The organism is Stenotrophomonas sp. GD03794 (assembly GCF_029842145.1).
Classification (GTDB): Bacteria; Pseudomonadota; Gammaproteobacteria; order Xanthomonadales; family Xanthomonadaceae; genus Stenotrophomonas; species Stenotrophomonas riyadhensis.
On the sequence record NZ_JAOCFV010000001.1, the window covers coordinates 89,944 to 116,332 of the forward strand.

Here is a 26,389-nt window from a genome sequence, read left to right on the forward strand (position 1 = left end):
CACAAACGACTTAATCCCCTCCGTCCCCTTTTTCATGCGTTCGGCAGCACCACGCGCTTGCCATCCACTGTCGGCCGGTTGATGTAGAACAGGCCGGGACCCGGCCGGTAGGGCAGTTCGCTGACGCCGGCATCGGCGGCGTAGGTCAGTGCGGTATCGCCCAACGCATCGAAATTCCAGTGCGCGGACTGCATCAGGTAGCGTCTGCGCAGCAGCGCCTCCTGGGTCTGGGTCAGCGCCTGTCCGGCCACCAGCCGCCGTGCGATCGGCTGCAGCGCCGACGGCAGTTCCCAACCGGGAACATCGGCGGCGTTGGCGATCCATTGCACGCCTGCATCGATCGAATGCTGCTGCATCACCTGCAGCGCGATCAGCTGGTAACGCCAGTCGATGCGCCGACGCAGCACCACGGCAGCGGTGACGTACAGCACGGGTGACAGCAGCACACTGCGGCTGCCGGCGCGACGCTGCTGCTGCCACTGGTGCCAGACATCCACCCAGATCTCCTTTTCACCCACGCCCAGCTGCTGCCGCCAGCGTTCGGCGTCGGCCTGCGTTTCGGCGTAGGCCGTGGTGGCCTGCAGCAACGCCAGTGGAGGGACCTGGTAGTCGGAAACCGCTGGGCGACGCAGCTGCTGCCGGCGTGGACGGCTGAGCAGCTTGGGCCCTTCTTCCAGCTGGTTGTAGCCACCGCCGATGTTGGCGTGCACGCCGGGCAGGGCGATCTCGGTGAACGTTGGCGCGACGCTGGTCAATGGATAGTGTTGGCGATGCTCGTCGCGCGCGGCCAGTTGCACGACGTGTGCCGCGATGCCACTGCGCAGGGCGAGCTGCGGGTGTTCATCGGCGCGGCCACCATTGACTGCAACCACGGTGTCGAACAGTCCGATGAAGCGCAGCACCGGCGTGACGGCGGCGAAGTCCGCAGTGCAGGGCAGGCCGGCGCCCTGCAGCAGCTGGCGCCAGCGCGCGCTGTCCCAGGCCTGCAGCTGGTTTGCGATATCACGTGCCGCGGCAGCACCGCGCGAATAGCCGAACAGATCCAGCTGCACGCCACGCAGCGGTCGCTGCCAGCGCGCGGACAGCTCGGCCAGTGCCGCCGGCAGCAGCACCTGCATCGCGCGCTGCACTTTCGCGCGAACGCCACTGGCACCGATGCCGAAGGCCAGTCCGATCAGATCGTCATCGGCATCATCGCGGGTCCCCACGCCCTCGACATAGATCGACAGCGAAGGCGCGGCCATCGCATCGCGGCGGCTGTCCGGATACAGCTGCTGCAGGCGCGCGATGTTGGTCAGGCCGTTGTCGTAGCTGCTGGTCAGCCGGCTCTGGTAGGTCGAATCATCATCCGCGCGCAGCTGCGCCGGGCGTGGCTGCGGAACCTGTGGGCGACCGCGTGCCAGGTTGTGTGCGTTGTTGCGGGTGCCATCGAAGAACAGGCCGATCCGCAGCAAGTCGACATCTTCGTCCGTGTCCTGCGATGGTGCCATGTGCATTCCCCGTCGTGGCTGCGTCACGGTAGCGCGAAAGCGGTGTATTGGCGAAGTGTAGTGACGCTTTTGACCTTACTTAACGCAGATGCGGTCGATCACAGTTCCTGATTTTCATTCCCATCTTCTATTGAATTCACACGACCCGCGCAGGCCAGATGGCCAGACCCGGTAGACCCGGGCGTGCTGCATCAACGCTGTTCACATCATTCAAGGAGCGACGCAATGTTGTCCAGATCGATTGGCAAAGCGGCAGGTGGCCTGGTGTTGGGTTTGTCGGTGGCAGCGGCCGCGCATGCGGCACCGTTGTTCGAGCCGGTGACGGTCATCAGCCGCGCATCGGCAAACAGTGAGCCCGCGCTGGGCAAGCTGCTGGCCACCCCGTCCACCGCGACGGTACAGGAAGTGCGTGTCGACGCTGCTGCCACTGCGCAGCCGCAGCTGGAGTTCGAACTGCTCGGCCAGCGCGTGCAGGCGGTACGCAGCAAGGTTGAAGCACTGCCCGATGGCGGCAGCATCTGGTACGGCCAGTTGCGCTCGCCGTCCGATCGGCTGACTGCCGCCACTTCGAACGGCCAGGATGATCCTGGTAATTCAGTGATCCTGGTGCGTTCGGGCAACACCCTCACCGGTTCGATCCGCAAGGACGGCAAGCTGTATCGCCTGCGCCCACTGGGCAACCGCCATGTACTGGTGGAAGTGGATGAATCGCGGATGCCGGCCGACCATCCGGCCGACTACAACCAGCTGCCGAAAATCCCGATGGGCAACAATGACCGCATCGGCATCGCGCAGGCCTCGTCCGGTACCCCGGCCACCATCCGCGTGCTGGTGGTGGCGACCAATGCCGCCGTCGCCGCCTATGGCGGCAACATGCAGTCGCTGGTGCAGCTGGCGGTGGCCGAATCCAACCAGGGCTACGTCAACAGCAACGTGGGCATCACCCTGCAGCTGGCCGGCTATGAAACCACCAGCTACACCGAGTCGGGCAGCTTCGATACCGACCTGGCACGCTTCCGTGGCACCAGCGACGGTTACATGGACAGCATCCACACCAGCCGCAACAACACCGCAGCCGATGTTGGCGTGCTGCTGATCAACAACACCTCCTACTGCGGCCTGGCCTCGGGCATCGGCTCGACCGCCTCGACCGCGTTCGCGGCGGTGTACTGGGATTGCGCGACCGGCTACTACTCGTTCGCGCACGAGATCGGCCACCTGCAGAGTGCGCGGCACGATATCGCCAGTGATCCCAGCACGTCGCCCTATGCCTATGGGCACGGTTATCGCTACGAGCCGTCCTCCGGTTCGCGCTGGCGCACGATCATGGCTTATGACTGCTCGGCCGGCTGCCCGCGCCTGAACTACTGGTCCAACCCGAACATCAACTACAACGGCATCCCGATGGGCAATGCCAGCACCGCCGACAACCAGCGCGTGCTGGTCAATACCAAGGCCACCATCGCGGCCTTCCGCTGAGGCCAAACGCCGACCGAGGTCGGCGTCTACCCGGGTGCGTTCACCTGCCCTGGTAGATGCCAACCTTGGTTGGCACCCTGCGATCCATCATTCGCGCGGCAGGGTATCCAGCGTCCAGCCGCTGGCATCCACGCGCAGCACCGAACCCTGTTCGTACCAGTCACCCAGCACGATGCGGGTGCAGGCACGGCCACCGGCCTGCAGGCTGTGCACCGCCGGGCGGTGGGTGTGGCCATGGATCATGGTATCCACGCCATGGCGCACGAAGGTGGCATCGACTTCGGCCGGCGCCACATCGGTGACGGACTCGAACTGCGCACGATCATCCTGCTTCATTTCCGACTGGCGGGCCTGGCTGGCGTCGCGCGCTTTCTGCGCGAAGGCGATGCGTGCGGCCAGCGGCTGCGACAGGAACTGGGCCTGGAACACCGGATCGCGCGTCTGTGCGCGGAACTGCTGGTAGGGAATGTCGTCGGTACACAGCAGGTCACCGTGCTGCAGCAGTACCGGACGGCCGTACAGCTCGATCACGCAGGGGTCGGGCAGGATGCGCAGGCCGGCACGGCGCGCGTAGTCCTCACCGAGCAGGAAATCACGGTTGCCGCGGATGAAATACACCGGCACACCGCTGTCGGACAGTACCTTCAGCGCATCGGCCACCGCATCGGCAGCGGGCGAGGGCGTATCGTCGCCGATCCAGGCTTCGAACAGGTCGCCGAGGATGTACAGCGCGTCGGCGCCGGGCGCCTGCTCGCGCAGGAAGCGCAGGAACAGGTCGGTGATCTCCGGACGGCTGGGGTCCAGGTGCAGGTCGGAAATGAACAACGTGGTCATGCCCGCATTCTAGGCCATCAACGATGACGGTAGCGGCCCGGGCCGCGCCGTCAGGCCCGGCGGCGATCACACCGGCAGCGGCAACCAGGCCAGGCTGGCCGAGGCAAGCACGGTGGCGATGCCGGTGGCGGCAAGCACATCCGAGGGATAGTGCAGGCCGAGCACCACCCGCGACAGCGCGACGCCGGCGGTGAACGGCACCAGCAGCGGCGCCAGCCACGGGTAGTAGGCCAGCGCGACGATGGTGAACGACACCGCGTGCAGGGTGTGCCCGGAGGGGAAGCTGAATTCGTCCAGGGGTGCCACCCAGGCGCGGATACGCAGGTCCGCCGCGTACGGGCGCGGGCGCCGGGTCCAGCGCTTGAGGCCCTTGTACAGCAGCAGCGCGGCCAGGCCGGTGGCGGCCATGTGCACCGATGCGCGCAGGCCGTCGAAGCCATCAAGCAGCACCAGTGCCCCCATCAGCACATACCAGAACACGCCATCGCCGAGCCGGCTGATGACCGAGAACAGGCGGCGCACACGGCGGCGCCGGCAGTAGTGGTTGGCCCGTCGGCACAGGCGTGCTTCGCGGTCGGCCAGCAGCTCAAGCCGCGTGGTGCGCATGGCCGCTCCTCCGCGACAGGGCCAGTTCGGCCAGCAGGGCATCGAACTCCGCCACCACCTGCTGTGGATGCAGGCGCTTCATCGCGCGCGCGGCGTTGCCGCCCAGCATCTGCCGCTGCGCGTCATCCGCCGCCAGTTGCACCGCGGCTTCGATGAACTGCTCGTCGCTGTCCACCGCTGCGCCATTCTCACCGCTGCGCAGGTACTCACGGGCGGCGCCATAGTCGAAGGCCACGGTGGCCACACCGCTGGCCATGCTTTCCAGAGTCACGTTGCCGAAGGTCTCGCTGCGGCTGGGGAACAGGAACAGATCGCCGCTGGCGAAATGCCGGGCAAGCGCGTCGCCGCGCTGGATGCCGCAGAAGATGAAGTCGGGGTTTTCATGCGCCAGTTTTTCGCGGGCAGGGCCATCACCCACCCACACGAAGCGGGCCTTCGGACGGATCTGCTGCAACCGACGGAAGGCTTTCACGGCCAGACCGAGGTTCTTTTCCGCGGCGATGCGGCCAACATAGATCGCCACCAGGCCGTTGCCGTCCACGCCCCATTCCTCGCGCAGCGCAGGATCACGCCGGTTCGGATCGAACTGCTGGCTGTCGACTGCACGTGCCAGCAGGCGTACGCGTTCGAAGCCCTGCTCGCCGAGGAACTGCTGCAGCTCGCGCGTGGGCACCAGGGTCGCATCGGCCTGGTTGTGGAAGCGGCGCATCCAGCGCATCGCGGCTGCCTGCAGCCAGGCCACGCCGTAGTCGGGCAGGTATTCGTCGAAGCGGGTGTGGAAGCCACTGGCGACCGGAATGCCGAGACGCCGTGCGGTGCGCACGGCCGACCAGCCCAACGGACCTTCGGTGGCGACATACACGGCATCCGGCCGTTGTTGCTGCCAATGGCGACCGAGACGGATCGGTGCCGGCAGGCCGAAGCGCAGCCCGGGGTAGCGTGGCAGGGCGGCGCCGGGAACCAGCAGGGTGCCCGGTGCGGAGTCCAACGATTCGCTGGACTGGCGCGGCCGGATCAGGTCGATCTCATGACCGGAATTGCGCAGTCCCTGTTCCAGGCCCTGCACGGTGAGGGCAACGCCGTTCACTTCCGGCGGATAGGTCTCGGTGACGATGGCATAGCGCATGGCGGGCCTCCGGTTTTCCGGCATGCTCGGGCCTGGCGATGTAGCCGATATGACCACTTTGCGACCGCCAGATGACGCGGGTTGGGCCCGCGTGCCACCACGGCCCGGAAGGGCCGTGGTGGGGGACGCGTGCGGTGCGTGGATCAGAAGCGCTGCTGGTATTTCATGTAGATGAAACGGCCGATGTCGAAGCCACCGTAGTAGGAGAACAACGAGTGCAGCCTCAGGCCACGAACGGCCGGAACTGGATGCCCAACCCGGCGATGCCGTCGGTCTCGCCGATCAGGTCGGCGCGCAGCAGCGGACGGGCGTCGATGAAGGCCTGCGGCACGATCAGCGACAGGCGGTTGTCATCGGCGGTCAGTTCCAGCGCCGGCAGCGGGGCGTCCTCATGGGCACGGTTGAGCAGCACCGCCAGGCGCAGCAGGGCGGCCAACCGGCGTGCGGTCAGCAGCAGGCGCTCGGGCAGGGCGTCGAAGGCGGTCTTGGTCACGCTGCGGCGATGGCTGCGCACCAGGGCGGCCAGCATCTGCTGCTCCTGCCGCGAGAAGCCGGCGATGTCCGAGTGCTCCAGCACGTAGCTGCCATGCACGTGGTAACCGCTGTGGGCGATCATCAGGCCCAGCTCGTGCAGGCGCGCCGCCCAGCCGAGCATGCGCGCATCGTCGGCATCGAGCCGCCAGCGTTCCTGCACCTGTTCCAGCAGTGACAGCGCGGTGTCCTGCACACGGTCGGCCTGCACGGTATCGATGCCGTAGCGCTGGCTGAGCGCGGACACCGATTCATCGCGCAGGTCGTTCTCGCCAGCGCGGCCAACGATGTCGTAAAGGATGCCTTCGCGCATCGCCGCCTTGCTGACCAGCAGCTTCTGCAGGCCCAGCGCCTGGAAGGCGGCCTCCAGCACCAGGATGCCGCCGGCGATGATCGGACGGCGGTCGCTGGACAGCCCTGGCAACTGGATGTCGTCGATCTTCTTGGCCTTCAGCAGTTCGTCACGCAGCTGCGGCAGGGCCTCGGCAGTGATCGCCCCCTTGCTCAGCTTCATCGTCGCGCAGATCTCGCTGATCGCTTTGTGCGTGCCTGACGAGCCCAGTGCTTCCTGCCAGCCCAGCGCACGGTACTTGCTGGCAAAGGGCTGGAACTCGCGACCGATCTCGGCCAGCGCGTCCTTCCAGCGCTTCTTGCTCAGCTTGCCGCCGGGGAAGAAACGGCGGGTGCTGGCAATGCAGCCGGCCTGCAGGCTTTCGCGCTCCAGGGTCTGCATGCCCATGCCGATGATGAATTCGGTGGAGCCGCCGCCGATGTCGATGACCAGCCGGCGCTGGCCGGGCTTGGGTGGCTGCGCGTGGGCTACGCCCAGGTAGATCAGGCGTGCCTCTTCGCGGCCGCTGACCACTTCGATGGCGTGCCCCAATGCGGTTTCGGCCGGGACCAGAAACGACTGTGGCGAGCGCAGCTGGCGCACGGTGTTGGTGGCCAGTGCGCGCACCCGGTGCGGCGGTACATTGCGGATGCGCTGGCCGAAGCGGGCCAGGCATTCCAGCGCGCGCTGCCGGGCAGCGGAGGAGAGTCCACCTTTGCCATCCAGGCCGTCGGCCATGCGCACCGTCTCGCGCAGGCGGTCGATTACCCGCAGTTGGCCGAGCGTGTAGCGCGCGATGACCATGTGGAAACTATTGGAGCCAAGGTCGATGGCGGCCAGCAGGTCGCCATCCTGCAATGCGGGCGGAGTCGTGGTGGTGTGCGGCATGGACGAATGTTAGCCGAAGGGGCGGTGTGCTCGTCACCGCGCGGCCTTCACATTTTGGAAGAGGGGAGTGCGGCAGGGCTGCGCCCTGCACCCGCAGAGGCCAGAGCAACAGCAACAGCAACAGCAACAGCGGGCTATCCGTGGGATGGCGGGGCGGGTCCGATGGCAGGGGACGCCGTGAACCCGTCCATGGGGGCTTGGTCGCGCTTGCTCGTGTGCGCTGTCGTGCGCACACGGCAAGACCGGGGTTGGGCGTCCTGCCCAACCCGCCCGAGGCATGCCTCGGGCCCATGGCGCTCACGCCCCCGCAACCGGACCCACCCCGCCTTCGACAGTTCTCTGCGATCTGCCGGGACGGCGTTCTGCGCGGCTGTTGGTGGGTGTCGACCTTGGTCGACACCTACCGGGTCAGAGACCCTGCATCAGTGCCATCTGCGCAGAATGCGGTGCCTCGTCGTGGGCAGGCGCACGCTTGTGGTAGATGCCGTCGGCATCCAGTTCCCAGGCATTGAGGTTGTCGTCCAGGTAGTTCTGCAGGACCTCGCGGTAGACCCGCTTGGCCAGCTCCGGGTCGAGGATCGGGAAGCAGGTCTCGACCCGGCGCAGCAGGTTGCGTTCCAGCCAGTCGGCGCTGGCGCAGTACATCTCCGGTGCGCCGTCGTTGCCGAACCAGTAGACGCGGCTGTGCTCCAGGAAACGGCCGACGATCGAGCGTACCCGGATGTTGTCCGACACGCCCGGCACGCCCGGGCGCAGGGTGCAGGCACCGCGGATGATCAGGTCGATCTGCACGCCGGCCTGCGAGGCGGCGTACAGCGCGCGCACCACCTGCGGTTCGTTCAGGGCGTTCATCTTGGCGATGATCCGCGCGGGGCGGCCAGCGGCGGCGATGCGCGTTTCGCGCTCGATGCGGCCGAGGATGCCGGTGTGCAGGGTGAAGGGCGATTGCAGCAGGCGCTTGAGTTTCATCTTCGACGCCAGCCCGGACAGCTGCTGGAACAGCAGGTGCACGTCGTTGCCGATGTCCGCATCGGCGGTGATCAGGCTGATGTCGGTGTACGCGCGGGCGGTGCCGCTGTGATAGTTGCCGGTGCCCAGGTGCACGTAGCGGCGCAGCTTGCGGCCCTCGCGGCGCACGATCAGCAGCATCTTGGCGTGGGTCTTGTAGCCGACCACGCCATACACCACCTGCACGCCGGCCTCCTGCAGGCGATCGGCCAGGCCCAGGTTGGCCTCCTCGTCGAAGCGCGCACGCAGTTCGACCACGACGGTCACGTCCTTGCCGTTGCGTGCGGCCTGGATCAGCGCGTCGACGATCAGCGAATCCTTGCCGGTGCGGTACAGGGTCTGCTTGATCGCCAGCACGTTGGGATCGATGGCCGCCTGCCGGATCAGGTCCAGCACCGCGGTGAAGGCATCGAACGGGTGGTGCAGCAGCAGGTCCTGGCGCGCCGTGGTCTCGAAGATGCCGTCGCTGTCGCGCAGGGTGCGCGGGGTCATCGGCGGGTACTTCAGGTCCGGCTGCGCGATCAGGTCGTACAGCTGGATGATGCGGTTGAGGTTGACCGGGCCGTCGATGCGGTACACCGCGTTCTCGGTCAGGCCGAAGTTCTGCAGCAGGGTGCGCACGATGTCGCGCGGCATGTCCTGCGCGATTTCCAGGCGCACCGCCGGCCGGTAGCCGCGGTCGACCAGTTCGTCGCGCAGTGCCAGCGCCAGGTTCTCCACTTCTTCCTCGTCCACCACCAGCTCGGAGTTGCGGGTGACGCGGAACTGGTAGGCCCCCTGGACTTCCATGCCCGGGAACAGTTCATCGACGAAGGTGGACAGCACCGAGGACAGGAACACGAAGTTCTGCGGACCGCCGAGTTTCTCCGGCAGCTGGATGATGCGCGGCAGCGAGCGCGGCGCACGCACGATGGCCAGGTGGCCGGCGCGGCCGAACGCGTCGGTGCCCTTCAGCACCACCACGATGTTCAGCGACTTGTTGAGGATCTTCGGGAACGGGTGCACCGGGTCCAGGCCCAGCGGCGACAGCACCGGCATGATCTCGTTGCGGAAGTACGCACGCAGCCAGCGCTTCTGGCGATCGGTCCAGGAATGGCGGCCGAGCACGCCGATGCCGGCCTCCATCAGCGCCGGGCGCAGCGTCTCGTTCCAGCAGCGGTACTGCTGGTCCACCAGTTCCGCGGCGCGGTCATGGATGGCGTTGAGGATGGCCTGCGGGCTCATCCCGTCCGGCGCCGGCGGCAGGCCGAATTCCTGCGCGTGGCGTACGGCGGCGGCGCGGATCTCGAAGAACTCGTCGAGGTTGGTGCAGGAGATGCACATGAAGCGCAGGCGCTCCAGCAGCGGCACCTGCGGGTCCATCGCCTGCGCCAGCACGCGGAAGTTGAAATCCAGCTGCGACAGTTCGCGGTTGATGTACAGCGCCGGGTCGCGCAACGGATCGTTGTCCGGGCTCACGGGGAGGGGGAGGGATCCGAGGCTGCTCATGGCGTCATTCTTCGATGGAGGTCAGGGGGGCGGACTCGCGCGGGCGCACGTGGTCGGCATCGAAATGGCAGGAGAACACCGAGCCCTTGCCGACCTCGCTTTCAATCTCCAGCCGTGCGTGGTGCAGGCCGAGGATGTGTTTGACGATGGACAGGCCCAGGCCGGTACCGCCGCTTTCGCGGGAGCGGCTGCTGGAGACACGGTAGAAACGTTCGGTCAGGCGTGGCAGGTGGCTGGCCGGGATGCCGTAGCCGGAATCGCGTACCGACAGCACCGCGCCGTCGCCTTCGCGGTGGAACTCCACCGCGATGCGGCCACCGGCGGGGGTGTAGCGCACGGCGTTGGTGACCAGGTTGGAGAACGCGCTGTGCAGTTCCTTGGTCGAACCCTGCAGGTCCACACCCGCCAGATCGTCAATGCTGATCTGGTGGCGGCCCTGGCTGTGGGCCTCGGCCTCGCGGCGCAGGGTCGCCAGCATCGGCTGCATGGCCACGGTCTCATCCTCGCTGTGTTCCTGCGATTCGAGGCGCGACAGCGTCAGCAGGTCTTCCACCAGCTGGGCCATGCGCTGGCTCTGCTTGCGCATTTCTTCCAGCATCGGTCCGGTTCCCGGGAAATCCTCCGGATCCATCATGTCCAGATAGCCGTGCACCACGGTGAGCGGCGTGCGCAGTTCGTGTGAAACGTTGGCCACGAAGTCGCGACGCACCTGTTCCAGGCGCAGCAGTTTGCTGACGTCGCGGGCGATCAGCAGCCAGTAGTCCGACGAATACGGAATCAGGCGCAGGTTCAGGCGGATCGCAGGGTCGACCGGGGAGGGCACGTCGAGGATCGGTTCGGCATTGCGGCCTCCGGCCAGCCAATGCGCCAGTGGCATCGGCTGCAGGCGTTCGACCAGAGCTTCGCCGAGGTCGCCGGGATGGTGCAGGCCGAGCAGGGCGGTGGCGGCCTCGTTGAACCACTGCACGCGCTGGCTGTTGCGGTCCAGTACCACCACCGCATCGGGCAGTGCGGCGGCGGCAGCGCGGTAGCTGCGGAGCATGTCCAGCAGGCGCCGCTTGCGCACGCGCATTTCCACCTGGTTGCGGTACAGCAGGCGGTCCAGCTCGTTCCAGACGCCGGTGCCTTCCTCGGCGGTGTCCCAGCGCTGGCGGGCAGTCAGCCGGCGCAGCACGCTGCGCAGGCGCCAGTAATGCCAGGCCAGCGTGGCCAGTGCGCCAAGCGCGATGCACAACCACAGATGGCCCGTGAACCACCCCACCAGTCCGGAGAACAGCAGTACCGCGGCAACGGTGGCCAGGGTCTTCAACCAGGCAGAGCGGATGTGGCGGGGCATTGCGATCTCGTCGTTGAGGTGCGGCGGTTCACTGGGGTGAACCGAGGGTTATAGCAGAGTTGCCGGCGCCGGCACCCACGGGTGCGTGGCGCCGGCACGACGAGACTCAGGTGGCAGTGGAGAAGCGGTAGCCGGCGCCGCGCACGGTCTGCACCATGTTCTCGGCGTTGAACGGTTCCAGCGTTTTGCGCAGGCGGCGGATGTGCACGTCGATGGTGCGCTCCTCCACGTACACGCTGCCGCCCCACACATGGTCCAGCAGCTGGGCGCGGGTGTAGACGCGCTCGGGGTGGGTCATGAAGAAGTGCAGCAGGCGATATTCGGTCGGGCCGATCGGCACCGGCTGGTCGTTGGCGAACACGCGGTGGGCGGCACCGTCGATGCGGATCGGGCCGACGGCCACGCTGCCGTCCTCGTCGTCTTCGCGGGCACGGCGCATGACCGCACGGATGCGGGCCAGCAGTTCACGCGCCGAGAACGGCTTGACCACGTAGTCGTCGACGCCGGCTTCGAGGCCGCCGACGCGGTCGTTTTCTTCGCCACGGGCGGTCAGCATGATGATCGGCACTTCGCGGGTCAGCGTTTCCTTGCGCCAGCGGCGGGCCAGATCCAGGCCGCTGGTGCCGGGCAGCATCCAGTCCAGCAGGATCAGATCGGGAACCCGGTCGGCGATCGCGGTCTGGGCCTCACGGGCGTCGCCGGCGTGGACCGGTTCGTAATCGCCCTTGCGAAGGGCGAAGGCGACCATTTCACGGATCGCGGGCTCGTCATCGACGATCAGGATGCGTTTCTGCACGAGGACACCGTAGGGCTCGGTTACTGGAGTGGTGCCAGTAGACTACGGTTTGATGACATGTTTGTGACTACCTGGCCGGAACCGGTCGGGATTGCCATCGACCGGTCATGCAGCGCTCAGCGGCGGTCCAGATCCGGGTCCTGCACGCCCTGGCGGCGCAGCTCCAGCACGGTGGGGGTGATCGCTTCGATGCGCGCATCCACGCGGGCCCGGCCGACATAGTCCAGTGCCGGGTTGCGCTTGAGGGCCTGCAGCTGCATCAGTGACTGTTCGGGGCGGCCGCTGAGGAAGGCGGCCTCGGCATAGGCCTCGCTGGCCCGCACGCTGTCACCGGCCAGTTCGCTGGCGCGGGCGTATCGCTGCTGGAAGACTGGATCGTTACCACTTTGCGACAGCAGCGGCCGCAGCATCGCCTGCGCGCGCTGGCCGGCCTCGCGGCTGCCTTGTTCGTTCAGGATCTCGGCATAGGTCAGCGCCACCGGACGGCTGTTGGGGTGCTCGCGCAGCAGTTGCTCGAAGCGGTTGTTGGCCTGGGCGGCCTGGCCGGCGCGTGATTCGGCCTCGCCCAGGCCCAGCGCCAGCCACAGGTTGTCCGGCCGGGTCTGCAGCAGGCCCGCCAGGGTCTGCCGGGCCTGGGTGGCGCCGGCGCGACCACTGCGCATTGCCGCCAGCGCCTGGCCATAGCGCTGGGCGTCGTTCAGGCCGTCCTTCTGCCGCTTGGCCATGTCCGCATACTCGCGCTCCAGCTCGGGGGTGGAATCGGCGCTGAGCACGCGCAGGCGTTCACGCGCCCAGTCGAAATCACCGCTCGCTCCGCGGGCGAGCTGGCCCATCGGGATGCGCAGCACGCTGCTGGGCAGCAGCGGGTTGTTGCCGCGCAGCAGCGGCTCGGCCAGGCTGGGATCGGCCGGGTCGACCCGTTCCTTGCGCTCGCCGCTGGGGGTGCTGGTCGTGAGCAGCACCGTGTCCTTCTTCATCTGCTCGGCGCGGGCCTTGGCCTCGCTGATGCGGGTGATGTTGACCGGGTGGGTGCGCAGGAACTCCGGCACGCTGTAGCCGCCTTCGTTGCCACGCATCGCCGCCGACATCCGCTCGAAGAAGCCGGCCATGGCATCCACGTCGTAGCCACTGCGCGCCAGGGTGCGGATGCCGAGGCGGTCGGCCTCGGATTCGTTGGAGCGGGTGTAGTTGATCTGCCGCTGCTGCATCAGGCCCATGCCAGAGCTGATCGCGGCCATCGTCGCGTTGCCGGAGGAGGTGCTGTTGCTGGCCTGCGCGGCGACCACCGCCGCCAGCATGCCGAGCAGGATCGGGATCTGGTCGCGCTGGGCACGCTCGACACCGCGCAGCACATGCTGCTGGGTAACGTGGGCGATTTCGTGCGACAGCACCGCAGCGACCTCATCCTCGCGCTCGGCGGTCAGCACCAGGCCGGCATTGACCCCGATGTAGCCGCCCAGCGTGGCGAAGGCGTTGATCTGGCGGTCCTTCATGACAAAGAACGTGTAGGGCTGCCGCGGCTGGTCACTGTTGGAGCCGAGCCGGGTACCCATGGTCTGCAGCCAGTCGTTGACCAGCGGGTCATCCAGCAGGTAGCCGTAGTTGCGCAGCTCGCGCAGCATCATCGCGCCGTACTCGGCCTGGCGGGCCGGGGTCAGCAGCTCACCGGCCGAGGAGCCGATGTCGGGCAGCTTCTCCTGGGCCTGGGCCAGCGGCATGGCCAGGGCCAGGGTGACGGCGGTAGTCAGCAGCAGGGCTCGCAAGCAGGAGGTCCTCGGGCAGGGCGCGCCAAGCGTGGCAGGGTGGGGGGCAACCATTCGTTAATCCACAGTGTTGCGGCCGTGGCGTGGAAATTCCAGCGCACCGGTACCATATGTAGACCGTCGATCCATCGTGGAGTTTCCCGTGACAGCCCAGACCGCCGGCGGTGCCCCCGCCATCACCATCTATTCCACCGCCGTCTGCCCGTACTGCGTGGCCGCCAAGAACTTCCTGAAGAGCAAGGGCCAGCAGTGGACCGAGGTCCGCATCGACCTGGACCCGGCCGAGCGCGAGAAGATGATGGCGCTGACCCGCCGCACCAGCGTGCCGCAGATCTTCGTCGGTGACGTCCACGTGGGCGGCTACGACGACATGATGGCCCTGCACCGCGAAGGCAAGCTCGAGCCGCTGCTGGCCGGGCAGGGCCAGGCATGAGCGCGGCCGACGACGGCAGCAAGGACCGCATCGCCGAGTTCACCGAGTTCCGCAAGCGCATGAACGAGCGGATCCTGGGCGAGCCGAACCAGGTGGTGCGCCGCTTCTTCGCGCTGGACACGCAGACTTACCAGGCCGGCGCGCTGGATGTGAAGACCAAGGAACTGCTGGGCCTGGTGGCCTCGATGGTGCTGCGCTGCGACGACTGCATCAGCTACCACGTCGCCCAGTGCAAGGACGCCGGGGTGACCCGTGAAGAGTTCTTCGAGACCTTCTCGGTCGGCCTGGTGGTCGGCGGTTCCATCGTGATCCCGCACCTGCGCCGCGCGGTCGACTTCCTCGACCAGCTCGAAGGCGGCGCTGCCGCCCCGGAAGCGCACGCGCACTGAAGGGTAGTGCCGGCCGCTGGCCGGCATACCCTGAATCCGGAATGGCCGAGGTTGCCGGCCAGCGGCCGGCACTACCCGGCCTGCGAGGGGCCTTCCCCGCAATCCAACAGCCCAGAAGCCCCCTTGTTGTTCAAGGGGGCGCGCCGACAGGCGCGGGGATAAGGTGGGATGCGCGGGCAATTCTGCCTGAGCCGGGCACTGGGACCATGGTCTATTTGGGACCTCGGCCCCGGCTCAGGCATAATTGCCGGTGAAACTTCCTTTGCGCCGGCGTTTCCGGGCACGTCCGGACGGCGTTTTTCCCCCTGTTCGGAACATCGATCAATGACGCAGAAAATTACGGTCATCCGCGGCGACGGCATTGGCCCGGAAATCATGGACGCCACCCTGTTCGTGCTCGACCAGCTCAAGACTGGCCTGGAGTACGAAGACGCCGACGCCGGCCTGGTGGCCCTGGAAAAGCACGGCGACCTGATGCCGGCGGTGACCCTGGAATCGATCGCGCGCAACAAGGTCGCGCTGAAGAGCCCGCTGACCACCCCGGTCGGTGGTGGCTTCACCTCGATCAACGTCAGCCTGCGCCGTCACTTCGACCTGTACGCCAACGTGCGTCCGGCCCACACCTTCCCGAACACCAAGTCGCGTTTCGACAACGTCGACCTGATCACCGTGCGTGAGAATACCGAAGGTGCCTACCTGGCCGAAGGCCAGGAAGTGTCGGCCGACGGCGAGACCGCCTTCTCCGGCACCCGCATCACCCGCAAGGGCTCCGAGCGCATCGTGCGCTACGCCTTCGAGCTGGCCAAGAGCACCGGCCGCAAGAAGGTCACCGCCGTACACAAGGCCAACATCATCAAGTCGACCTCGGGCCTGTTCCTGAATGTCGCCCGTGAAGTGGCTGCGCAGTACCCGGACATCGAATTCCAGGAGATGATCGTCGACAACTGCTGCATGCAGCTGGTGATGCGTCCGGAACAGTTCGACGTGATCGTCACCACCAACCTGTTCGGCGACATCATCTCCGACCTGTGCGCCGGCCTCGTCGGCGGCCTGGGCCTGGCCCCGGGTGCCAACATCGGCAAGGACGCGGCAATCTTCGAAGCCGTGCACGGCACCGCGCCGGACATCGCCGGCCAGGGCAAGGCCAATCCGTGCGCGCTGCTGCTGGCAGCGGCGCAGATGCTGGACCATGTCGGCCAGCCGGAAAACGCCGAGCGCCTGCGCAAGGCCATCGTGGCGACCATGGAAGCCAAGGATTCGCTGACCGGCGACCTGGGCGGCACCGGCACCACCATGAGCTTTGCCCAGGCCATCGCCAGCCGCCTGTAAGCGGCCGGACGATTTCGCTTGGATCCACAGCGGGGCGCCTTCGGGCGCCCCGTTGCGTTTTCCCGCGCTTGTAGCCTCGAGCCATGCTCGACGGCTCTTCGATCGGGGCGCGCGTGGAAAGCCGTCGAGCATGGCTCGACCCTACAATGCCAGTCTGTGCACGATTCGCACAGATCATGTGCCGCTACACGGCTGGTTCGTGCGCCATGCGATCGGCATTCTGTGCCCACTTTCCACCGCACAGGAGCTTGAACATGAACCTCACCGCCTTTGGTCTGGCCAGCCTGATCGGCATGGCCACCGTTACCCCCGTCACCGCTGCCGAACCGGCTCATCCCACCATCCGCCACATGGCTGGCGCGCCCGTTGTGGCTTCGCTGGATGCGGCGAAGACCGCCGTGCTGGTGATCGACTTCCAGAACGAATACTTCGACGGCAGCGCTGCGCCGGGCTTCGCCGGTGGTCGCATGGTGATCCCCGATGGCGTGGCCGCACTGCGCCAGGCCAAGCGGGTGGTCGAATTTGCCGACGCCCATGGCATCCGCGTGATCCATGTGCAGCACGTGCTCCCGGCCGGTGCGCCGCTGTTCGCGCAGGGCAGCGTCAATGCCGCCTTCCACCGCGATCTGCAGCCGCGCAAGGGCGAGACCGTGGTGCAGAAGGACAACGTCAGCGTGTTCGCCGGCGACTCGGCGGCGGTGCTTGACCGGGTGCTGAAGGATGCCGGCATCGACACCCTGATCGTCACCGGCCTGCAGACCCATGCCTGCGTGGCCGGTGCCGCCCGCGATGCCGCGGCGGCGCCGCGTGGCTACCGCGTCATCGTGTCGTCCGATGCAACCGCCAGTCGTGATCTGGATCTTGCCGGAGGCCAGCGCATCGGTCATCGCGCGCTGCATGACGCCTCGCTGGCGCAGATCGAAGACACCTTTGGTGACGTTCTGGGCACCGATGCAATCCTGGCGCTGCCGGTACGCAAGGCCGGCGACGGGGCTTGATAAGCTGACGGGGCCCGCATGCCGCGGGCCCCGCCACCTGGAGCTGCCCGCCGATGGATCATTTCGCTGCCCTGCGTGCGCTGCGCGCCATCGTCGATGCGGGCAGTTTCACTGCCGCCGCCGAACGACTGGGTACCACCCATTCGGCGATGTCACGGCAACTGCGGCAGCTGGAAGAGCACCTGCAGGTTCGACTGCTCGATCGCAACAGCCGTCGCCTGTCATTGACCGAAGCGGGACGCGACTACTACCGCGAGGCAGCGTCGCTGCTGGATCGCCTGCAGGAGGCGGATGACCGCGCGCGCGCAGGGCAGGCACAGCCCAGCGGCACCGTGCGGATCAGCGTGCCGCAGGTGGTCGCCAGCCAGGAGCTGCCGCATTGGTTGCCGTCGTTCCTGCAGCGCTACCCACAGGTCACGCTGGATCTTTCCGCCGACGACCAGCTGGTTGATGTGGTCGGGGGTGGCTTCGATCTGGCCCTGCGCATCGCGCCTTCCTTGCCGGACAGCCAGCTGGTCGCCCGCGAGCTGGCCAGCTGCCCACGCATCCTGGTCGCCGCACCGGCCTATCTGGCGCGGCACGGTCTGCCCCGGCAGGCTTCGGACCTCGCACAGCACACGCTGCTGGGTTTCAGTCCCACAGCGGCGATGTCGCCCTGGCAGCTGCAGGGGCCACGCGGTGCCGCCGCGAGCATCGAGGCGGGGCAGCGCCTGCGGGTGGATGCGACGCCAGCGTTGTATGCCGCTGCGCTGGCTGGCATGGGCATCAGCCTGTTCACTGCACTGACCGTGCAGGAGGATCTGCGCGCCGGTCGTTTGATCCGCGTGCTGCCGGCCTGGCACGCCGGACAGCGGCGCTACTTCGCGCTGTATCCGCACGCGCGGGCGCTGGCGCCGAAGGTGCGTGCGCTGGTCGAGCACCTTGCGGCGCACTACGCTGCACAGGTGGGCGCGGCGGGGTAGTCGCGCGGCAGCAACCGAGGTGGTGATGGAGTCGGTGTATCTGCTGGTCGCGCTGGGCGCGATCGTCGCCGGATTCGTGCAGGGCCTGTCCGGCTTCGCCTTTGGCATGGTGGCGATGTCGTTCTGGGCATGGGGACTGGAGCCGCGGCTGGCGGCGACGCTGTCGGTGTTTGGTGCGCTGGTCGGGCAGCTGGTCGCGGTGTTCACCGTGCGCCGCGGTTTCAATCTGCGCCTGCTGCTGCCGTTCGTGCTGGGTGGGCTGGCTGGCATTCCGCTGGGCGTGATGGTGTTGCCGCAGCTGGATATGGACTGGTTCAAGGCCCTGCTGGGCGGCTTCCTGGCGCTATGGTGCCCGGTGATGCTGATGGCGCGCTCGTTGCCCCCGGTCCGCGTCGGCGGCCGTATCGGTGATGCGATCGCTGGCATGGCCGGTGGCGTGCTCAGCGGCATCGGCGGTTTCGCCGGACCGGTACCTACGCTGTGGAGCACCCTGCGTGGCTTCGGCAAGGACGAGCAACGTGCGGTCATCCAGAACTTCAACCTGGCAATGCTGGCGGTGACCATGGCCACTTATGTCGGCAGTGGCCTGGTGAGCCGGCAGATGCTGCCGTACTTCGCCATCGTGGCACCGGCAATGCTGGTGCCGGCCCTGCTGGGCGCGCGGGTCTACATCGGCATCAGCGAGGCGCGCTTCCGGCAGCTCGTACTGAGCCTGTTGACCGCTTCGGGCATCGCACTGCTGGCCTCGTCGTTGCCTGTGCTGCTGGCACGCTGACGGAAGAAAGGCAAAGGGCGCCATCAGGGCGCCCTTTGTCGTCTACGGCATGTTTCGGCTCAGCGCTGCTGGATTTTCGACAGCAGGCGCAGGAATTCAACGTACAGCCAGACCAGGGTCACCATCAGGCCGAATGCGCCATACCACTCCATGTACTTCGGCGCGCGCTGGGCCACGCCGGTCTCGATGAAGTCGAAGTCCAGTACCAGGTTCAGTGCGGCCACGACCACCACGAACAGGCTGAAAGCGATGCCCAGCCAGCTGGAGTCATGGATCACCGGCACGTTGATGTTGAAAAAGCCCAGCACGAACGATGCCAGGTAGAGCAGGGCGATGCCGCCGGTGGCTGCGACCACGCCCATCTTGAAGTTCTCGGTGGCCTTGATCACGCCGCTGCGGTACGCGACCAGCAGTGCGGCCAGCGTGCCGAAGGTCAGCAGCACGGCCTGGAACACGATGCCCGGGTACTTCATGTTGAACAGCGCCGAGACGGCGCCCAGGAACAGGCCCTCGACCAGTGCGTACATCGGTGCGGTGACCGGCGACCATTCCTTCTTGAAAATGGTGACCAGCGCCAGCACCAGGCCGCCGATCGCGCCGCCCATGGCATACAGCTTGGCCCCGGCCATGACCTGGCCGTACTCGTCCACGGACTGGTTCCAGGCGAAGGCCGCGGTCAGGACGGTCAACAACAGCAGGATGCCGGTCTTGTTGGCGGTGCCGTTGAGGGTCATCACCTGGTCGGGGCTGGTCACCACCGAGCCGCTGGCGAGGTCGAGGAAGGTCGACTCGGAAAGAGCCGGGTTGCCGCTGCGCATGCGAGTTCTCCGTGCGAATGAAGGTCGGGACGGCCATCCGGCCGATGACCGCGAGCATAGCCGATGACCACGCATGGCGCCGTGGCAGGTTCATGGCCGGTCTCGCCTGCGTTGACAGTTCGCGATGTGCTTGGCCACAATGAACGACTCCCCGGGCCCGGCCCGAGGGGATTGCAAGACCGGGGTATAGCGCAGTCTGGTAGCGCGCCTGCTTTGGGAGCAGGATGTCGGGGGTTCGAATCCCTCTACCCCGACCAATCCCACGCCACGTCGGATTGGACACCGTTCCGGTTCGGGCGCCCGTAGCTCAACTGGATAGAGCACCGGCCTTCTAAGCCGGCGGTTACAGGTTCGATTCCTGTCGGGCGCGCCATTGGCGAGCACCGGGATCGCATCGGCGGATGTGAAGAAGTGCTTGCAAAAGGGTAAAGACTCCACCAGAATATCGGACTCGCTTCGGCGGACCGGAACTTCGGTGACAGTCTCCAGGCAAAGGTTTGAGGTTCCAGCGTCAGCGGTATCGGCGATGGAGCAAAAGTTCCAGTGGTGGCTGTAGCTCAGTTGGTTAGAGTACCGGATTGTGATTCCGGTGGTCGGGGGTTCGAATCCCCTCAGCCACCCCACTGATTCAACCGCATCGGCGCAGCCGAAACGGTATTGCAATAAACAGAAAGCACGCTACAATGTGCGTCTGAGTTTCACGGGCCGTTAGCTCAGTTGGTAGAGCAGTTGACTCTTAATCAATAGGTCCAAGGTTCGAATCCTTGACGGCCCACCAAGACGGAAGCCACCTGGTACGCCAGGTGGCTTTTTTCTTATTAGTGTGACCCTTTCGTTTCGATGGATCACAGGTTGCAGAGCCCTGCCTGGCGTGGATCTGCAACGCAGCGGGATCGCAGTGCTGGTTTCAACGATGTTGAAGAAAGTGCTTGCACCCTCCGAGCGGATCGGGTCATAATTCGCGCCCCGATTTCGGGCTGTTAGCTCAGTTGGTAGAGCAGTTGACTCTTAATCAATAGGTCCAAGGTTCGAATCCTTGACAGCCCACCAGACGAAAGCCACTTGGTTCGCCAAGTGGCTTTTTTCTTGCCTGTGCGCCGGGTTGAGCGTGCGGATGCCAGTGCGCTGGCTGGTGTGGAGCCCCCTTGAGTCAAGGGGGCGCGGCGAAGCCGCGGGGATGTGGGGGCTGATGAAGTGGGGCCCGCGCTTTGCCGCGCAAAGCGTGGGGCTGCGGCGCGAATGCGCGGCAGCTTCCCACTTGGTTCGCCAAGTGGCTTTTTTCTTGCCTGTGCGCCGGGTTGAGCGTGCGGATGCCAGTGCGCTGGCTGGTGTGGAGCCCCCTTGAGTCAAGGGGGCGCGGCGAAGTCGCGGGGATGTGGGGGCTGATGAAGTGGGGCCCGCGCTTTGCCGCGCAAAGCGTGGGGCTGCGGCGCGAATGCGCGGCAGCTTCCCACTGGGTTCGCCAAGTGGCTTTTTTCTTGCCTGTACGCCGGGTTGCGCGTCATCCACGCATGGCGTGGATCTGCTGAAGCGATGCTGAAATCAGGGGCATACGCGTCATCGGTGTTTTCAATGCTGTGCGCTGCTTCTCAGCGCATCGCGTCCTGCATCGCACCCAATGGATCTTCCGCGCCGATGGCGCATGCACGAAGGAAGATGTTGATGGCTGGTATCAATCGATTGCACCGCACGCTGTGGGTTCCCTTCGCGTTGATGGTGCTGGCTGCCTGCACGCCGGGCAATGATCCTGCGCAGACCGTCGAACGCGATGCTGGCACGGAGAGCACTCCGGCGCGCCCGGTGGGTGACGCCATGCAGATGCAGCCGGCTCAGCCTGCGGAAGGGGAGGTCCTGCCCGACGCGGTGGACGTGCAGCGCAATGCGGAGGGTTCGGTGGATGTGCGCAAGGCCGCGCCGGAGTCGGTGGCCCTGCGCCGTACCGACGACGGGGGCGTGGAGATCCGCAAGGTGGATCCTGCGGCCGGGCAGGGGGCCGATACGGCGCCTGCCGAGGCCAGGCCGCAGCACTGAACCACCGCCGCCCCGGCTGAGCGGGCGCTCGCCGGGGCGGTCCCAGCGCGCCAGTCGCGCGCGGATGGCCATGTTCAGTTTTGTGCAGGTCTTCCGCTTCCAGCCCCTGCCTGCGACAATGAACGCCTGTGCCGGCCACGCGAAAGTGGCGGAATTGGTAGACGCCCTGGATTTAGGTTCCAGTGAGGGTGACCTCGTGCGGGTTCGAGTCCCGCCTTTCGCACCATCTGGCCGAGCACAGATTGCCTAAGTGATTGAAAAATAAGCTGGCGACGGTCAGTTGTCCTATTGGATTCCCGCTTTGGCAATTGATCCCTGTCTCGGAACGTCACCTGTTCCGTTCGAGGCGGCTGGGAGGCGGAACTGCTCCAGTGCAGACATGCCTTGGAGCGATTGCTCGGCCAGTACCTTCGCGTAGACCGCTGAGGTGGTCTGGATGTCGCGGTGTCCGAGCCACTCCTGCACGAGCTTGATGTTGCCGGTCGCCAGCAGCAGCCGAGTGGCGCACGTATGGCGGAGCGCATGCGGTACGCACTCCTTCTCGGAAGCGAGATGTGTCCCCTTGATGGCCCATTGCCACAGCCGGTCGGCGCGCGTGCGATTGAGCATCGTGAAGGGGCCGTCCGATGTGGCCGCCAGGGCGTCCTTGCGCCGCTGTAGAACCTCGGCGACACGGGCGGTGCAGGGTAGGGTGCGGGGACGCCCCTTCTTGAGCGTAGCGTGCCGCCAGAAGCGGACGTGGAGCCTTCCGCCCTGATCGACTACTTCGGACCACCGGATGCCGATGGCCTGGCTCATGCGGCAGCCCAGGTCGGCGAGGCACACGAACAGGTCGCGGTAGTCCGCCCCGTCGCGCACCCGTGGGTGCCCTCCGGCAGGGCCGTTCGGGAGCGTGTCCCACTCCAGCAGCCGCGCCAGGATCAATTCCTCGTCCTCAACGTTCAGGACGAACGTGCGTGCGTTGTCCCTCTCGTCGGCCAAGCTGTACTCGGGCAGCTCTCCCAAGAACCGGCCGGCCTTCCTCTCGCGTTTCAGTAGGGCAAGGAGGCACTGCATCTTGCGGTTCACGGTGGCGGGAGCCGCCTTGTCGGCGAGCATGCGCTGCGCCATGTCGTTGACCGCGGCCTGCGTGATGTCGTTGATGGGCGTTTCCTCGCCCAGGTAGCTCTGGACCACCTTGCAGTTGGTACGCACGGTGTCGATGGACCGGAGCTTGCCCCAAAAGTTGCGGTCGTCCAGCGCGTCGTCCATCGCGTCCTTGAGGGTGCGCTGGCGGACCTTGGCCTTCGCCACGGCCATCTGCACCGACCGGGACTTGCCCCGAATCAGCTCCCGCAGCGCGTCCTCTGCAATCTCGGGGTCGTCGCGCAGGGCGTCGAGGACCGCCTGCTCCTTGCGCTCGGCTGCCACGCGGTCGCGGGTGCCGGTGGACAAGCGCACGCGCCGGTATCCCTCCTGCACGTCGAGCATGTAGTAGCGCTTATCGGGCGCACCCGGCTTGGGCGCGGTCCCTTTGAGGCGAAGGGCCATGTGTATCTCCAGAAATGAAAAAGGCCCGCACTAGGCGGGCCTCGGGGCACAACGGGGTGTTGGGGGTTAGGCGGCTGCGACGCGCGCCGTCACCTTGCGGTTGACACGTTCTGCGAGCGAAGCCAGCCAGTGCAGCGCCTTGGTCGTCGGGAAGATCAGGTTGCGCTTGCGGTAGGCGGGATCAGGGCGCTGCTCTAGGAAGTCAGGCCCCGGCTCGCGGTTACGCTTGATAGACGACAGGTCGAGCACATTGCGGCTCACTGCGGAGGGAGAGAGTCCGCCGAGGACGCGCTCAAGGTCCACCTGCTGAATGCCCGGCTCGTCCACAACGGCGAGTAGGGTGAGGATGCGGGTGGCGGTGATGTCCTCGTCGATCTCTTCCCGGAAGGCTGACAGTGCGGTTGTGAGAATGGCCGTCAGTTCTTTCTGCGAGAGATTCATGGTGCGCTCATTTTCCGTAAGGGGATGGTTCCCCCTTGGGAAACCATCAGGGTCTATCTTGGAGCCGCAATGTAAGGATTACAAGGCCCAAGCCAATGTTGATGGCATTCTTGCCAATTTTGTCCATCCAGAAACCACGCTGCCAAGGCGTGGGGGAGGGGTCGATTCCGATCTCATATCCAAAGGCTTTCACGAACAGGTCCAGGTACTTCTGCCCTGCGAAGGGGCCGTCCTGTCCCCTGCTCACGGCGTTGTAATGCGCCGCCACCCCCGGCTGCGCTCCACAAAAAGGTCTTACGTTTCAGTGTTTTAAGAACGGTAGTGCCAGCATCGCCGCCAGGGTCACAATGGCCCCGACCACGGATGCAAAAAACAGTCCTTGCCCTACGCGGACTACCGCGCTGGCTATTGTCCGTCTCACCGTACTCATAGACTGAGAACGCCCCCCTGGTCGTCTGCGGATGCGCAGCCCGACAGCATGACGCTGCCGTCGGGCAGACTACAGGCCACAATGATGGCGCGTCCGTAGGAATCAAGTACCACGGGAGAGATTGATCCCGACTGGTGCAGTGAAGTCATGGCCGCGGGGTCTCCGTTGGGGCCGCGGGTGGGACCGGATACGACACCCGCCAGCCACAGTCCTCGGGGACGACCGAGAACTGGACGCGCTCGTTGAGTAGGCCGAGCATCGCGCGGAGAGCGCCGCGCTTCTCGTTATGGTCGAAATTGATGGTCCGAATCATTCGGGCACCTCGTAGGTCCGTTCATGCAGGACCAAAACCTCCCGCTCGAATACCAAGAACGGGCCGAACTGGTGGACGCGGAGGGCCACGTTGACGATCACCAGGGTCGAGTTTGCGGTGAAATCTGCGTTACGCATATGTAAGTCTCCTGTTATGCAAGTGCTACAAATGGAACAATGAGTGCCAAATATCGAGATTGGCCTTATGATTAGGGCTGAAGGGCGTGATCGCCACTCCCGACCCCAAGGACCGTTCGATGATTGACCCCCGCGTAGAAGTCGCCATTACGGCCCTTCACCTAGTCGTATGGGTGTGGACTAGCTCGGTGCCGGCGCATCGCACATACCTGTATTGGCGCAGGGTCTTGCGGAAGCGGCGTTAGCGGCTCCAGAAGTAGAAGCCGCTCACCTCAAACGCGTCACCGTTGAGCCGAATGTCGCGGCCATAGCTCTCGTAGTCGAAGTAGCGGGAGAGGGCGTCGGGCACGCCGTGGAGAAGCCCCGATTCGTCCACATAGTTCTCGGCAAAGTCGGCCCAGCTATCGAACTGGCCCACGTAGGCTTCGTGGAACTGCTCCACGGTCACATCGTCGAGGCCCTCGTGGTCGCAGAAGGCCGTGTAGGCAGCGCGTTCGGTGTCGTTGTGCAACTCGTCCAGCCGCTCTTGCAATGCGCACAGCTTGTCCAGGTCGGGGTGCTCGCCCCAGGTATCCCCGAACACGTCGTCGTAGTCGTGGACGGCCCACTCCTCGGCGCTGGCGACCTTGCCGCTTCCGCCACACGCCGTGCATTCCGCCCCGCCGAATACTCGGGGGACGTATGTGGTTCCAGTACCGCCGCAATCCGGGCAATCAACGGTCACGTTCGGGTGCGGCGACTCGCGCAGGATGCGGGCAATCTCATCGCGCACGTCGTCGGCGTCGCGTCCCTCCAAGTCGATCCACTCGCCGTGCAGGACGCCAGCGTTATATGAGGCAAGGCAGGCAACGTAGATTTGCATGGTGTGCTCCAGAAATGCGAAGGCCCGCACTAGGCGGGCCTCGGGATCAGGGGTGGTTATCGGTCAGTGCGCCCAATCGGGCTTGACGTTCAGCAGGTAGGCGGCGGCCACTGCGCGGGCGGTGTCCTCGTCGGCCACGTCGGCAATCCACCACCAGCGGTCCTTACCGGCCCAGCGGTAGACGCCCCAAAACTGCGCGGCCATCGGTGCGCAAGGCTCGACGCTCCCGTCGAACTCTTGGCGGGGACCGTAGGAGACCGATCGGTCGCCCAGGGTGACCAGCTTGTCACCGGCAGGTACAGCCAGCTCGTTGTCATTGCTCATTGCGACAGGCCCTTTGCGTGTTCGATGGCGCGATCCAGTGCGCCGGGGATGTTGTGAAAAATGCCGTGGCGTGTCGAGTGGGTGAGGCCGATTTTGTAGACCTCAAAATGGTTCGGCCCCTTGCGCAGCACCCATGCCTTTTCGGTCTCGAACAAGATGTCCTCCTCGCGGTAGCTCATCGCGCGGCTCCCATGCCCTCGGCGATCCATGCGCGGGCCTGCTGCTCGGCGCGGGCCACGCCATCGGCGGTCTCGTGGTTGATGCCGTTCCTCGACAGCCACCCGCCCAGCGGGTCGGCGATGTCGTAGGCCCAAACGCCGCTCCACTGCTCGCCGACCTCCTGCCAGAGGCGGTGCAGCATGCGCGCCACCTCGACAAGAAATTCGGAGTCCTCAATGCCCAGCGGCGCGGTGCTCATCGGCTCGGGCCACGTCCACCCGCTCGCCAGCTGCGCGAGGTCGATGGGGTCGAAGTCGGTATCCCTGATTGCGCGGTTGACCACGGTGGCGAACTCCTCGGCTTGCTGCGGCGTCATCGCGGTCGCCGCCAGTTGTTCGTGATAGCGCCCCGGCTGTGCCAGGAACACGTTGCGGGTTCCGTAGGTGCGCAGTTCCATCACAGCACCCCCAGCCCGCGCAGCACCGGCATCACCAGCGCGTTGGTCTCGTCGTTGTCGCTCCAGTCGCTCGCGGCGTCGTCCCCGTTCTCCCAAATCAGGAGCACAAACCCCGCCTTTGTTGCGTCCGGGCGGTAGAACCGCAGGTGATCGTGGTCGGTAGAGGCGAGGGCCTCCAACACTTCTTGCCGGTCGCGGCTGTGCCGCACCGTGGTTTCTTCGCCGTCGTAGACGCCGAGCGAGTAACCAGCGGCGAGGGCGGCATCCACCAGCGCCACGGCTATGCGCTTCGCGCTCTCGGGGGCGTAGTTGTCGAGGTTCATGG

The 26,389-nt window shown here is 66.1% G+C and carries 26 protein-coding genes and 6 tRNA genes; 14 read left to right on the plus strand and 18 right to left on the minus strand.

All coding sequences use genetic code 11. The features are described from left to right. Positions 1 to 32 precede the first annotated feature (32 nt). Entirely contained in the window at positions 33 to 1,490 is a 1,458-nt protein-coding gene (locus N5D91_RS00430; RefSeq protein ID WP_180854633.1) for a DUF2235 domain-containing protein, read from the minus strand. A 225-nt stretch (positions 1,491 to 1,715) separates the two neighbouring features. On the opposite strand from N5D91_RS00430, the gene N5D91_RS00435 reads away from it, so the two are divergent. After that, positions 1,716 to 2,969, plus strand: a complete 1,254-nt coding sequence (locus tag N5D91_RS00435; RefSeq protein ID WP_180854632.1) for a zinc-dependent metalloprotease — start codon at positions 1,716 to 1,718, stop codon at positions 2,967 to 2,969. Positions 2,970 to 3,056: 87 nt separating this feature from the next. Here the strand turns inward: N5D91_RS00435 and lpxH are convergent, their stop codons facing one another. The 8 genes from lpxH to N5D91_RS00475 all read right to left on the minus strand — a co-directional run bounded on the left by lpxH (position 3,057) and on the right by N5D91_RS00475 (position 13,730). After that, positions 3,057 to 3,803, minus strand: a complete 747-nt coding sequence (lpxH, locus tag N5D91_RS00440; RefSeq protein WP_110711202.1) for a UDP-2,3-diacylglucosamine diphosphatase — start codon at positions 3,801 to 3,803, stop codon at positions 3,057 to 3,059. Positions 3,804 to 3,869: 66 nt separating this feature from the next. Next, positions 3,870 to 4,409 carry a phosphatase PAP2 family protein gene (locus N5D91_RS00445; RefSeq protein ID WP_110711204.1) on the minus strand — a complete coding sequence of 180 codons (540 nt, stop codon included), beginning with the start codon at positions 4,407 to 4,409 and terminating at the stop codon, positions 3,870 to 3,872. Next, positions 4,390 to 5,535: a glycosyltransferase family 1 protein gene (locus tag N5D91_RS00450; RefSeq protein ID WP_153856558.1), complete on the minus strand. Its 1,146-nt coding sequence runs from the start codon at positions 5,533 to 5,535 to the stop codon at positions 4,390 to 4,392. The genes N5D91_RS00445 and N5D91_RS00450 overlap by 20 nt, the downstream gene beginning before the upstream one ends. A gap of 223 nt (positions 5,536 to 5,758) precedes the next feature. After that, the gene (ppx, locus tag N5D91_RS00455) at positions 5,759 to 7,285 is read right to left on the minus strand and encodes an exopolyphosphatase (protein WP_110711208.1); all 1,527 of its coding nucleotides are present in this window, start codon (positions 7,283 to 7,285) and stop codon (positions 5,759 to 5,761) included. 408 nt (positions 7,286 to 7,693) lie between these two features. Continuing rightward, complete coding sequence (ppk1, locus tag N5D91_RS00460; RefSeq protein ID WP_153856557.1) at positions 7,694 to 9,781, minus strand: polyphosphate kinase 1; 2,088 nt, start codon at positions 9,779 to 9,781, stop codon at positions 7,694 to 7,696. Between the two features lie 4 nt (positions 9,782 to 9,785). Continuing rightward, complete coding sequence (gene phoR / locus N5D91_RS00465) at positions 9,786 to 11,117, minus strand: phosphate regulon sensor histidine kinase PhoR (protein ID WP_164162938.1); 1,332 nt, start codon at positions 11,115 to 11,117, stop codon at positions 9,786 to 9,788. Between the two features lie 106 nt (positions 11,118 to 11,223). Further along, positions 11,224 to 11,913 (minus strand): phosphate regulon transcriptional regulator PhoB, encoded by a 690-nt coding sequence (gene phoB, locus N5D91_RS00470; protein ID WP_005408258.1) that lies wholly within the window; start codon positions 11,911 to 11,913, stop codon positions 11,224 to 11,226. 116 nt (positions 11,914 to 12,029) lie between these two features. Then, positions 12,030 to 13,730: a M48 family metalloprotease gene (locus tag N5D91_RS00475; RefSeq protein WP_180854631.1), complete on the minus strand. Its 1,701-nt coding sequence runs from the start codon at positions 13,728 to 13,730 to the stop codon at positions 12,030 to 12,032. An 88-nt stretch (positions 13,731 to 13,818) separates the two neighbouring features. Between N5D91_RS00475 and grxC the strand changes: the two genes are divergently transcribed. From grxC to N5D91_RS00505, 6 genes are all read left to right on the plus strand, one after another. Continuing rightward, positions 13,819 to 14,109, plus strand: coding sequence for a glutaredoxin 3 (gene grxC, locus N5D91_RS00480; protein WP_004154541.1), 291 nt, complete (start codon positions 13,819 to 13,821; stop codon positions 14,107 to 14,109). Then, a complete protein-coding gene (locus N5D91_RS00485) occupies positions 14,106 to 14,498 on the plus strand; it encodes a carboxymuconolactone decarboxylase family protein (RefSeq protein ID WP_032129080.1) in 393 nt (130 codons plus the stop codon). Before grxC ends, N5D91_RS00485 begins: the two co-directional genes overlap by 4 nt. A gap of 324 nt (positions 14,499 to 14,822) precedes the next feature. Further along, complete coding sequence (locus N5D91_RS00490) at positions 14,823 to 15,827, plus strand: isocitrate dehydrogenase (protein ID WP_032129081.1); 1,005 nt, start codon at positions 14,823 to 14,825, stop codon at positions 15,825 to 15,827. A 254-nt stretch (positions 15,828 to 16,081) separates the two neighbouring features. Next, positions 16,082 to 16,825 carry a cysteine hydrolase gene (locus tag N5D91_RS00495; protein WP_164162787.1) on the plus strand — a complete coding sequence of 248 codons (744 nt, stop codon included), beginning with the start codon at positions 16,082 to 16,084 and terminating at the stop codon, positions 16,823 to 16,825. Positions 16,826 to 16,878: 53 nt separating this feature from the next. After that, positions 16,879 to 17,787, plus strand: a complete 909-nt coding sequence (locus N5D91_RS00500) for a LysR family transcriptional regulator (protein WP_164162788.1) — start codon at positions 16,879 to 16,881, stop codon at positions 17,785 to 17,787. Positions 17,788 to 17,812: 25 nt separating this feature from the next. Next, positions 17,813 to 18,562, plus strand: a complete 750-nt coding sequence (locus tag N5D91_RS00505) for a sulfite exporter TauE/SafE family protein (RefSeq protein ID WP_180847926.1) — start codon at positions 17,813 to 17,815, stop codon at positions 18,560 to 18,562. Positions 18,563 to 18,621: 59 nt separating this feature from the next. Here the strand turns inward: N5D91_RS00505 and N5D91_RS00510 are convergent, their stop codons facing one another. Continuing rightward, positions 18,622 to 19,380, minus strand: coding sequence for a Bax inhibitor-1/YccA family protein (locus N5D91_RS00510; RefSeq protein ID WP_110711220.1), 759 nt, complete (start codon positions 19,378 to 19,380; stop codon positions 18,622 to 18,624). Between the two features lie 180 nt (positions 19,381 to 19,560). Between N5D91_RS00510 and N5D91_RS00515 the strand changes: the two genes are divergently transcribed. The 7 genes from N5D91_RS00515 to N5D91_RS00545 all read left to right on the plus strand — a co-directional run bounded on the left by N5D91_RS00515 (position 19,561) and on the right by N5D91_RS00545 (position 21,637). After that, a tRNA-Pro gene (locus tag N5D91_RS00515) sits at positions 19,561 to 19,637 on the plus strand. 39 nt (positions 19,638 to 19,676) lie between these two features. Beyond that, positions 19,677 to 19,753 (plus strand) — tRNA-Arg (locus N5D91_RS00520). Between the two features lie 173 nt (positions 19,754 to 19,926). After that, a tRNA-His gene (locus N5D91_RS00525) sits at positions 19,927 to 20,003 on the plus strand. Between the two features lie 79 nt (positions 20,004 to 20,082). After that, a tRNA-Lys gene (locus tag N5D91_RS00530) sits at positions 20,083 to 20,158 on the plus strand. Positions 20,159 to 20,354: 196 nt separating this feature from the next. Then, positions 20,355 to 20,430: transfer RNA gene (locus N5D91_RS00535), tRNA-Lys, on the plus strand. 612 nt (positions 20,431 to 21,042) lie between these two features. After that, positions 21,043 to 21,411 carry a hypothetical protein gene (locus tag N5D91_RS00540; RefSeq protein WP_180854630.1) on the plus strand — a complete coding sequence of 123 codons (369 nt, stop codon included), beginning with the start codon at positions 21,043 to 21,045 and terminating at the stop codon, positions 21,409 to 21,411. 139 nt (positions 21,412 to 21,550) lie between these two features. Further along, a tRNA-Leu gene (locus N5D91_RS00545) sits at positions 21,551 to 21,637 on the plus strand. Between the two features lie 59 nt (positions 21,638 to 21,696). On the opposite strand, the gene N5D91_RS00550 is transcribed toward N5D91_RS00545, so the two are convergent. From N5D91_RS00550 to N5D91_RS00585, 8 genes are all read right to left on the minus strand, one after another. Next, positions 21,697 to 22,941 carry a site-specific integrase gene (locus N5D91_RS00550; RefSeq protein ID WP_049417433.1) on the minus strand — a complete coding sequence of 415 codons (1,245 nt, stop codon included), beginning with the start codon at positions 22,939 to 22,941 and terminating at the stop codon, positions 21,697 to 21,699. 66 nt (positions 22,942 to 23,007) lie between these two features. Continuing rightward, positions 23,008 to 23,382, minus strand: a complete 375-nt coding sequence (locus N5D91_RS00555) for a hypothetical protein (protein ID WP_005412378.1) — start codon at positions 23,380 to 23,382, stop codon at positions 23,008 to 23,010. 739 nt (positions 23,383 to 24,121) lie between these two features. Next, positions 24,122 to 24,262: a hypothetical protein gene (locus N5D91_RS00560; protein ID WP_005412379.1), complete on the minus strand. Its 141-nt coding sequence runs from the start codon at positions 24,260 to 24,262 to the stop codon at positions 24,122 to 24,124. Between the two features lie 241 nt (positions 24,263 to 24,503). After that, positions 24,504 to 25,124, minus strand: a complete 621-nt coding sequence (locus N5D91_RS00565; protein WP_032961789.1) for an antirestriction protein ArdA — start codon at positions 25,122 to 25,124, stop codon at positions 24,504 to 24,506. A gap of 63 nt (positions 25,125 to 25,187) precedes the next feature. Further along, positions 25,188 to 25,448 carry a hypothetical protein gene (locus tag N5D91_RS00570; RefSeq protein WP_032961791.1) on the minus strand — a complete coding sequence of 87 codons (261 nt, stop codon included), beginning with the start codon at positions 25,446 to 25,448 and terminating at the stop codon, positions 25,188 to 25,190. After that, positions 25,445 to 25,627 carry a hypothetical protein gene (locus N5D91_RS00575; RefSeq protein WP_032961794.1) on the minus strand — a complete coding sequence of 61 codons (183 nt, stop codon included), beginning with the start codon at positions 25,625 to 25,627 and terminating at the stop codon, positions 25,445 to 25,447. The genes N5D91_RS00570 and N5D91_RS00575 overlap by 4 nt, the downstream gene beginning before the upstream one ends. After that, on the minus strand, positions 25,624 to 26,064 hold the full coding sequence (locus N5D91_RS00580) for a hypothetical protein (protein WP_005412383.1): 441 nt from the start codon (positions 26,062 to 26,064) through the stop codon (positions 25,624 to 25,626). Before N5D91_RS00580 ends, N5D91_RS00575 begins: the two co-directional genes overlap by 4 nt. Beyond that, positions 26,064 to 26,387 (minus strand): hypothetical protein, encoded by a 324-nt coding sequence (locus N5D91_RS00585; protein WP_005412384.1) that lies wholly within the window; start codon positions 26,385 to 26,387, stop codon positions 26,064 to 26,066. The genes N5D91_RS00580 and N5D91_RS00585 overlap by 1 nt, the downstream gene beginning before the upstream one ends. Positions 26,388 to 26,389: the final 2 nt, after the last annotated feature.